The organism is Bacillus rhizoplanae (assembly GCF_917563915.1).
Classification (GTDB): domain Bacteria; phylum Bacillota; class Bacilli; order Bacillales; family Bacillaceae_G; genus Bacillus_A; species Bacillus_A rhizoplanae.
Genome location: NZ_CAKJTI010000057.1, coordinates 1 through 8,573 on the forward strand (window position 1 = coordinate 1; position 8,573 = coordinate 8,573).

Sequence of the window (8,573 nt, forward strand, 5' to 3'; positions counted from 1 at the left end):
CATTATAAACTATATCGAAATTAGTATAAAAAAACATTTTAAGAGAGTACATTACTTTTTGCAATACAAAAAATATATAGAAATCACTTTTATTCTGTACTAAACAAGTACATTTTCTATAATTTAATATTTTTTGTAATATACCACTCAAAAACATTTTAAATAATTTTGGAGAATATAAACGTATCACTATCAATAGCAGAATGAATAGGGGGAATTGAAAGGATTGTTACTTAAAGTATTTGAAAAAAGTAGTTTTATATATAGTATTTAGGAATCACTATATTATTTAGGGAAAATTGTACGGTTAGACACGAATTTCTCCTTTTGTTGTACGCTAAGAGGTATTTGTTTAGAAAACTTTATGTTTATGAACAAGAGATAAAATATAGTTATATAAACGTTTTCTAGATATAATGCTGTTAATAAAGTGTGCACATAATTCAATGTTCAATTAATTTTGGTGTTATCTTCTGAATATGAGATTCTCCTTTGAGAACGCCGTCATAGTAAGTGGGTGTAGTCCTTATCGTGCAATTTTCTCAGAATAGTTTTGTAATCTGCAAAATCTTAAATGCTCCATTTATTAACAGGAATTAAACTTGTCGCCTTCTTTATTTTCTAAAATATCTCTTGACATAAAAATGCGTTATATCGCATACTATATAAAAATTAAAGTGAAAATCGTTGAAGGGAACTAGTACATATGTCTTCTTGCGCAAGAGAGTGGAATCCGCGGGCTGAAAGATTCCTCGTATAGAAATTATCGAACCTATCCCTGAGTCTTAAACGAAAGTTTAAGCGTATGCCTGCGTTACAGGCGACAAGCGGATATAGATTTATATCAATGAAGGTGGTACCGCGGAACAATGACCGTTTCGTCCTTTTTAAGGACGGAGCGGTCTTTTTTATTTGGCTCTTTATTGCGAGATAGGCATCATTGGTGAGGGGTTCTTTGCTGCAAATTGCACGTGGTAGAAGAATAGTTTGTCTCCATTTGAAAAAAGAAGCAGCACAATTTACAAAAAACTTTTATTTTAGACTAGGGGGTACAAAAGTGAAAAAACAACGTATTATCGTAAAAATCGGAAGCAGTTCCTTGGCAGCGAATCATGGCGGCATCTCTGGCGAACAACTTTCAGATCACGTTGCCGCCTTGGCGCGACTGAAGCAGGAAGGACATGAAATCGTGCTGATTACATCTGGGGCCGTCGCCGCAGGTTTTTCCGCTCTCGGGTATCCCGGCCGACCCGTGACAATTAAAGGGAAGCAGGCTGCCGCCGCTGTCGGGCAAAGTCTGTTGATGCAGGCGTATACGGAGGAATTCCGCAAATATGGGATTGTTACCGCGCAACTTCTGCTGACAAGAAGCGATTTTTCCAGAAAAGAACAATACAGCAATGCCTACGCCACTTTATCGGAGCTACTAAACCGCTCCGCTCTTCCTATAATCAATGAAAACGATTCTATTTCTTTGGAGGAGCTGACGTTTGGTGATAATGACATGCTGTCAGCTTTAGTAAGCGGGCTTGTTTCGGCGGATATGCTCATGATTTTTACGGATGTGAACGGTTTGTATGACCGGAATCCCCAGAAAAATCCGGACGCGAAAAAGTATTACTTTCTCCCTACCGTTACGGAAGAAATCGCCTCTCTTGCTGGAGATGCTGGCTCAAAACTTGGTACCGGCGGCATGAAATCGAAAATCGATGCGGCAAAGACGGCACTATCTCTCGGTGTGAGTGTATTCATCGGAACAGGACGTGGACGGGAGAAGTTTTTAGATGTTTTGAAGGGTAAAGGTGATGGAACGTATATCGGCAATACGCCTCAAAAAGTGATCAAGATGAACAAGCAATGGATCGCGTTGCATTCGCTTGTAAGCGGACAAATTGAAGTGGATGCCGGAGCAGCCGCTGCCATCATTCAGCGTGGAAAAAGTCTTCTGCCTGCCGGTGTTACCGGTGTGTTTGGGATCTTTCAAGCCGGCGAAGTCGTGGAGGCCATCACGCAACAAGGACGCGTGATAGGGAAAGGACAGTGCAGATATAGTGCAGAGGAATTGCGGGAGCTAAAAGGTATGCAGAGCCACGACATTCAAGCGCGAGGCGAAAGGCATAGCTACGAGGTCATTCATAGGGATAATTGGGTTTCATTTTAAGAATAGAGAGATGGCTCGTTCAAGTGAAGAACACAGGGTCCTCCGTCCTAAAAGGCGCTGTTTGTCTTTTCTCGTTCTAAGCGTCCGATTGATTCAACTAACATCTATGCAGGAGGGTCTTGGATGGTAGTGCCTAGTTGGCGAAGTTGAACACGTCTCAAATTTTATACTTTTTAATCTTTAAAAGGGGGAAACGAAAATGAATGAAGTGTTGGCAAAGGGACAAAAAGCGAAAAAGATTGCGGGAGAGCTTGTGGCCAAATCGACTAATGAAAAAAATAAGGCACTGGCGGCTGTCGCTGAGCAATTGATAGTAGAGACATCCTATATTTTGGAGGAGAACAAACGGGATATCGAACAAGGTAAAGCGAAAGGAATGTCTGCCTCTCTCCTCGACCGCCTCATGCTGAATGAACAGCGCATTATTGATATGACAGAGGGTATCCGGCAGCTGATTGGTTTGCGCGATCCTGTCGGAGAATGTGTAGCTGCTTGGGAACGGCCGAATGGATTGTCTATTCGGGAGATGCGCGTGCCGCTCGGTGTTGTCGGGATGATTTACGAGGCGCGGCCGAACGTGACGGTGGATGCGGCCACAATTTGCTTGAAAACAGGCAACGCAGTGATCTTGCGTGGTAGTTCTTCCGCCACTTATTCCAACAAAGCCATCGTCGCTGTCATTCATCGAGCGCTCAAACAAACGAGCTTGCCTCCAGAAAGCGTACAGCTCATTGAAGACAATTCACGAGACAGCGCAAAGCAGCTGTTTACATTGAACGAGTACTTGGATGTTCTTATTCCAAGAGGTGGCAAGCAGTTGATAGATACTGTAGTGAGAGAAGCGTCTGTTCCTGTATTGGAAACAGGTGCAGGAAATTGTCATATTTTCATTGATGAAACAGCGGATAAACAGATGGCATTCGATATTATCGTAAATGCCAAAACACAGCGTCCGTCTGTATGCAATGCTATTGAAACAATTATACTTCATGAGAATTGGGCGCAGCGATTCGGTACCGAGCTGTTTTCTTTCTTGAAGGAAAGAGGAGTGGAACTGCGTGGGGATAAGAAAGTATTGGCAATTGATTCTTCTCTTGTACCCGCTTCAGAAGAAGACTGGGAAACAGAGTTTTTGTCTCTTACGCTGGCAGTCAGAATCGTTTCCTCTGTTGAAGAAGCGATTCGCCACATCAATGCTTATGGCTCTATGCATTCCGAAGCGATCATTACAGAGAACGAGGAAAACGTCAGCAAGTTTTTCACGTCCGTCGATGCCGCGGCGCTCTACCATAATGCTTCGACCCGCTTTACTGACGGCTTTGAATTTGGCTTCGGCGCAGAAATCGGCATCAGCACGCAAAAGCTACACGCGCGGGGACCGATGGGGCTATCTGCATTGACTTCCACAAAATATGTGATTCGTGGGAATGGGCAGATTCGGGGATAAGAAGTAGAAGGACAGATGTAAAGCCCCCTTGTTTTATTTTCGCTTTCAGTTTCCATTTCCATCACTTTTTTAGTATTAAAGTGGTTTCTAGAAAACTCAAACTTAGCTTGATGGGCATGGGGTAGCACCACATGCCCATCAAGCTAAAAAGAACGAGTTACCCCAAAACAATAAAAAGCGAGAAAAATGTACACATTTTTCGTTCTGAGGGTATTATGAGATCTTAAGTTGATGGATGTGTGGCGAGACTATATGAAAGAAAGTTTTGCTCTTTTAACCAAAAACGGTCGTTTATGGTTAGATGAACTACTTACAGCTTTTTATGTGGTGCCCATTTTTTAAGATGTAATAAAAGGTAGAACAGTTGTATCATGAATTTTCCAAATTCCTTGTATCTGTTGTCCCATATGGAAGAATCTCGTATATTTTTGCAGCAAGTGCCTGAGGAGACTCCCTTGACCCTCTTTTAATCCAATCGGTAACAATATTGAAGATACCGCCTGCTAAAAACAGAATTTGCATTCTGCTCATGTCATGATCGTGTGTAATATCCGCTTGAAAGACCTTTTCCATTGTATAATTCAAGTAATCAAGCATCATATTAGATATATTTGAATCAATTAACTTTCCTGACGGCTTCTGTGCAGACACAAATCCCTCTATGATATATTCAATAATTAGCTGCATACTTTCATACGGATCCAAACTATCAACCTCTTTCAAGAATTGTTGAACAATTTCATCCACAGATGCTTGCACGACGTCGTAAACGTTGCGGTAGTATTTGTAGAATGTGACTCTGGCAACTCCAGCCTTTTTGCAAATAGCTGTTACGGTTATATCTTGCAGTTTATGTTCATGCAACAGTGCGCTTAATGCTTCCATAATGTATCTCTGAGAGTGTATACTGTCTTCTCTTGACTTCCTCAAAGCTAACACATCCCTTCATTCTGTTTGTTTTAAGTGCAAATCATCACATAGTGCTTGAAAGATGAGAATTCACTGTTATACTTACACATGTAAGTACAAATGTTAGTGTAATGATAATGTCATTGTATAAAAGGACATTATTGCTGTCAATGTGTACCATTTCCTTTGTTTCCTATTGGAAATTTACCGCCGTTTTGCAAGCTATAAATAGGGAGGGATACTCAGATACAATTTATAATTAATATTTTAAAATCTTATTATATTAATAAAATGTAATTCGGTGTTTGTGCGTTTCTTGATTACAACGTAAGAACAAGAAAAATTTTCGACAAGAATAGGGTGAGATTCAATTGGCAAAATATCTGTATAAGTTAGGATATTGGGCAGTAAATCATAGGAAAAAGGTTGTATTCAGTGCACTCGCAATTCTTATTGCATTAGTGCTTTTTGCAGTCAACATAGGTTCCTCTTTCAGGGAGGAGCTGAGCATTCCGAATACACCGGCAGATAAAGCAGGAAAAGTAATTGAAAAAGAGTTTAAAGCGATGCAACCAGCAGGTGCCCAAGTAAAAGTGGTGTTTCAAGCACCAAAAAACGAAACCTTGGAGTCAGCAGAAGTACAACAGAAAATTGCAGAAGTTCTTGATGAGATAAAAAAAGATTCAGCTGTTGATTCTGTGGCAGCACCGATGCAGCTGCAGAACCTCAGTAAAGATAAGACAATCGGATATGCAGTCGTTACGTACAAAGTGAAAGCGGAAAAGGTCACAGAAGCTTCTAAGGATAAGATTTTAGATAGTATCGAAACAACAAGGGATGCCGGCATTCAAACGGAGTTATCAGGAGGCGATATCAAGTTTTCCGACTCAGAGACTTCAGGTATGACTGAAATTATCGGAGTACTTGTTGCCTTCGTAGTTCTGGCATTTACTTTTGTGTCTTTTCTAGTAGCTGGACTGCCGATTCTCACTGCGATAATCGGATTAGCAATTGGAATGCTAGGAATCATGATTGGGACCAATTATGTGGAAATCCAATCAGTTTCCTTATCATTAGCTGCCATGCTGGGACTCGCAGTAGGCATTGACTATGCGCTCTTCATTATCAATCGTTTTAGACAGCAGCTTGCACAAGGAGATTCTGTTCCAGAATCTGTTGCCATCGCAACGGGAACAGCGGGAAGTGCCGTAATCTTCGCAGGATTAACTGTTATTATAGGTCTTCTGGGACTGTCTGTAACAAAGATTCCATTCCTGACAGCGATGGGCGTATCCGCTGCCTTTACTGTGCTCGCAGCTGTGTTGGTTTCCGTCATCATATTACCAGCCATTTTAGGACTTGTCGGCCATAAGATTGCCCCATCTAAACAAAATCGATTCTTGCAAAAGATGACTGGGGCAGGTAAGAAACATGCTGGTTCAAATAAATGGGGGGAATTTGTCATAAGACGTCCTCTGATTGTTACAATTTTCGCAATCGGACTACTTGCAGTGATTACGATTCCGTTTTTCCATATGAACCTTGGACTGCCTTCTGATGGAACAACAAAGTCCACAGAAACGACAGAAAGAAGAGCATATGATTTATTGACGGAAGCATATGGGGAAGGATTTCATGCCTCTTTAATGGTAGTAGCAAAATCAGAGGAAGCAACAGCTGAAACGCAAAATGCTATGAACACCATTGCAAAAGAATTGGGGAACCTATCTGAAGTGAAAAGTGTGACACCAGCTATCCCTGGGCCTTCTGGAAAGATTTATATGATTTCCGTCACACCAAAAACAGGACCTGACGATACAAAGACGAAGGATTTGGTAAAAGCAATCCGGGACAAATCGAACCAGACCGAGAAAAAAAATGGAATTGAACTAATGGTAACGGGCACAGCAGCGATGAATATTGATATTGTGCAAAAGCTGAGTGACGCCTTGCCAGTTTTCGCTGCCCTTATTGTGGGACTTGCGTATGTACTCTTAGTTCTAGTGTTTAGATCTCTGCTCATTCCATTAAAAGCAGTATTAGGGTTTCTACTTTCTCTTGGCGCTACGTTGGGAGCCGTGGTATTTTTCGTGCAGGATGGGCATTTCCAAAATATATTTGGGTTCCCGGCTGCCGGTCCGATCTTAGCCTTCTTGCCTGTCATTCTGATTGGCATCTTGTTCGGACTCGCCATGGACTATGAGGTGTTCCTAGTGAGCAAGATGCGGGAAGTATATACGCATACAGGTGACCCGAAGAGAGCTATTGTAGAAGGAATGCGGGAGAGCGGGAGAGTCGTAGTCGCAGCGGGATTAATTATGATGTCTGTATTTATTGGATTCATGTTGGCGCCTGATACCATCATTAAATCCATAGGCATGGCTCTTACATTCGGTGTTTTCTTTGACGCATTCATCGTGAGAATGACAATCGTACCTGCAGTCATGATTCTCATGGGTAAGTCAGCCTGGTACTTGCCAAAATGGCTGGATAAAATTTTGCCTAACATTGATGTTGAAGGAGAAAGCATTATACATCGCGTAGAAAACAAAAGTGAAAAAATATATGAACAGAACAGTTAAAGTTAATTCATAGTTGTATTCAGTTAAAAAACCGCTTCCCTATAAAATAGAAGCGGTTTTTTAGAGAAAGTATAGACCCTCCTTCGCTAATTATGTAAATATATAAAAGGAACTAAGGTTTTGCACTATCCATAAAGCAAAAAAGACGTTATCCTTTCTGTAGAATTATAGGAAAGGATGGCGTTTCTTTATGAATCTTTCGATTCTTGACGAACTTCAACCGATCGCTGAAGAATTACAACGACATATGTCTCCTCATTTTCTAGAACACCTAGCCAAAGAAAAAGGATTCGTTCAGCGAAAGAGTAAATATCAAGCACAGGAGTTAGTTGCTTTATGTGTATGGCTTAGTCAACAGGTCGCAAGTACATCACTCACACAATTATGTAGCTGTCTGGAAGTATCTACAGGTGTTCTTATCAGCCCTGAAGGGCTTAACCAACGATTTAATGCTTCCGCAGTACAGTTTCTTGAACAAGTTCTATCTAACCTTCTAACTCAAAGGATTTATTCAACACAAGAAATAATTCATCAATATACCACGACCTTTAAGCACATTCGGATTCTAGATTCTACAACATTTCAGCTTCCAGATAAGTTCTCTTCACATTATCGAGGTTCGGGTGGAAGTAGCCATACGGCAGGAGTTAAAATTCAATTGGAGTATGACCTATTGAGTGGGAAATTCCTACACGTTTATGTAGGAGAGGGAAGAGAAAATGATAAAACCTTTGGTTCAACAAGTCTACAGACCATTCAACCAAAAGACTTGTACATAAGAGATTTAGGCTATTTTGACTTACATGACTTACAGAAGATCCATGATAAAGGAGCTTACTATGTCTCACGTTTGAAATTAAATTCTCGAATCTATCGTAAGAATGATGAGCCAGAGTATTTTCGAAGTGGGACCGTGAAAAAAGGAACACTCTATATTCAGTTAGATATGGAAGAACTCATGAATCAATTGCCACCTGGTCAAACTATGGAGATTTCAGAGGCATACATTGGACAATATCAAAAATTGCCAGCTCGTGTTATTATTCATCGATTAACAAAGGAACAAACCGAAAAAAGGTTGAAAGAACAAGCCAAAAGAGAAAAAAAGAAAGGTATTATCTACAAAGAACGGAGTAAAAGGCTGAGTGGAATCAACGTGTATATTACGAACATTTCTGCAGAAAATGTTCCAACGGAACATATCCATGACTTCTATTCATTACGTTGGCAAATTGAAATTTTATTTAAAACATGGAAATCTTTCTTTCAAATTGACAGGTGCAAAGGAATCAAGAAAGAACGCTTAGAATGTCATTTATATGGGCAACTCATTAGTATCCTACTCTGTTCATCGACGATGTTCAAAATGCGTCAGTTACTCTTGGATAAGAAAAAGAAAGAGCTAAGTGAATACAAATCCATCTATATGATAAAAAATTATTATCTATTGTTTTATGAAGGATTACAGAAAGGC

The 8,573-nt window shown here is 40.5% G+C and carries 5 protein-coding genes and 1 other annotated feature; of the genes, 4 read left to right on the plus strand and 1 reads right to left on the minus strand.

The window, feature by feature from the left end; genetic code table 11:
- Window positions 1-678: 678 nt before the first annotated feature.
- Window positions 679-889: a binding site (T-box leader), on the plus strand.
- 168 nt (window positions 890-1,057) lie between these two features.
- Both proB and LRP84_RS21915 read left to right on the plus strand, forming a co-directional pair.
- Window positions 1,058-2,161 (plus strand): glutamate 5-kinase, encoded by a 1,104-nt coding sequence (proB, locus tag LRP84_RS21910; protein ID WP_230577021.1) that lies wholly within the window; start codon window positions 1,058-1,060, stop codon window positions 2,159-2,161.
- 199 nt (window positions 2,162-2,360) lie between these two features.
- Window positions 2,361-3,608 (plus strand): glutamate-5-semialdehyde dehydrogenase, encoded by a 1,248-nt coding sequence (locus LRP84_RS21915; RefSeq protein ID WP_230577022.1) that lies wholly within the window; start codon window positions 2,361-2,363, stop codon window positions 3,606-3,608.
- Between the two features lie 369 nt (window positions 3,609-3,977).
- Here LRP84_RS21915 and LRP84_RS21920 read toward each other — a convergent pair whose 3' ends face one another.
- The gene (locus LRP84_RS21920; RefSeq protein WP_098323532.1) at window positions 3,978-4,493 is read right to left on the minus strand and encodes a TetR/AcrR family transcriptional regulator; all 516 of its coding nucleotides are present in this window, start codon (window positions 4,491-4,493) and stop codon (window positions 3,978-3,980) included.
- 395 nt (window positions 4,494-4,888) lie between these two features.
- On the opposite strand from LRP84_RS21920, the gene LRP84_RS21925 reads away from it, so the two are divergent.
- Both LRP84_RS21925 and LRP84_RS21930 read left to right on the plus strand, forming a co-directional pair.
- The gene (locus tag LRP84_RS21925) at window positions 4,889-7,099 is read left to right on the plus strand and encodes an MMPL family transporter (RefSeq protein ID WP_154713161.1); all 2,211 of its coding nucleotides are present in this window, start codon (window positions 4,889-4,891) and stop codon (window positions 7,097-7,099) included.
- A gap of 190 nt (window positions 7,100-7,289) precedes the next feature.
- The coding region (locus LRP84_RS21930) for an IS4 family transposase (RefSeq protein WP_230577023.1) at window positions 7,290-8,573 on the plus strand (1,284 nt) is incomplete at its 3' end.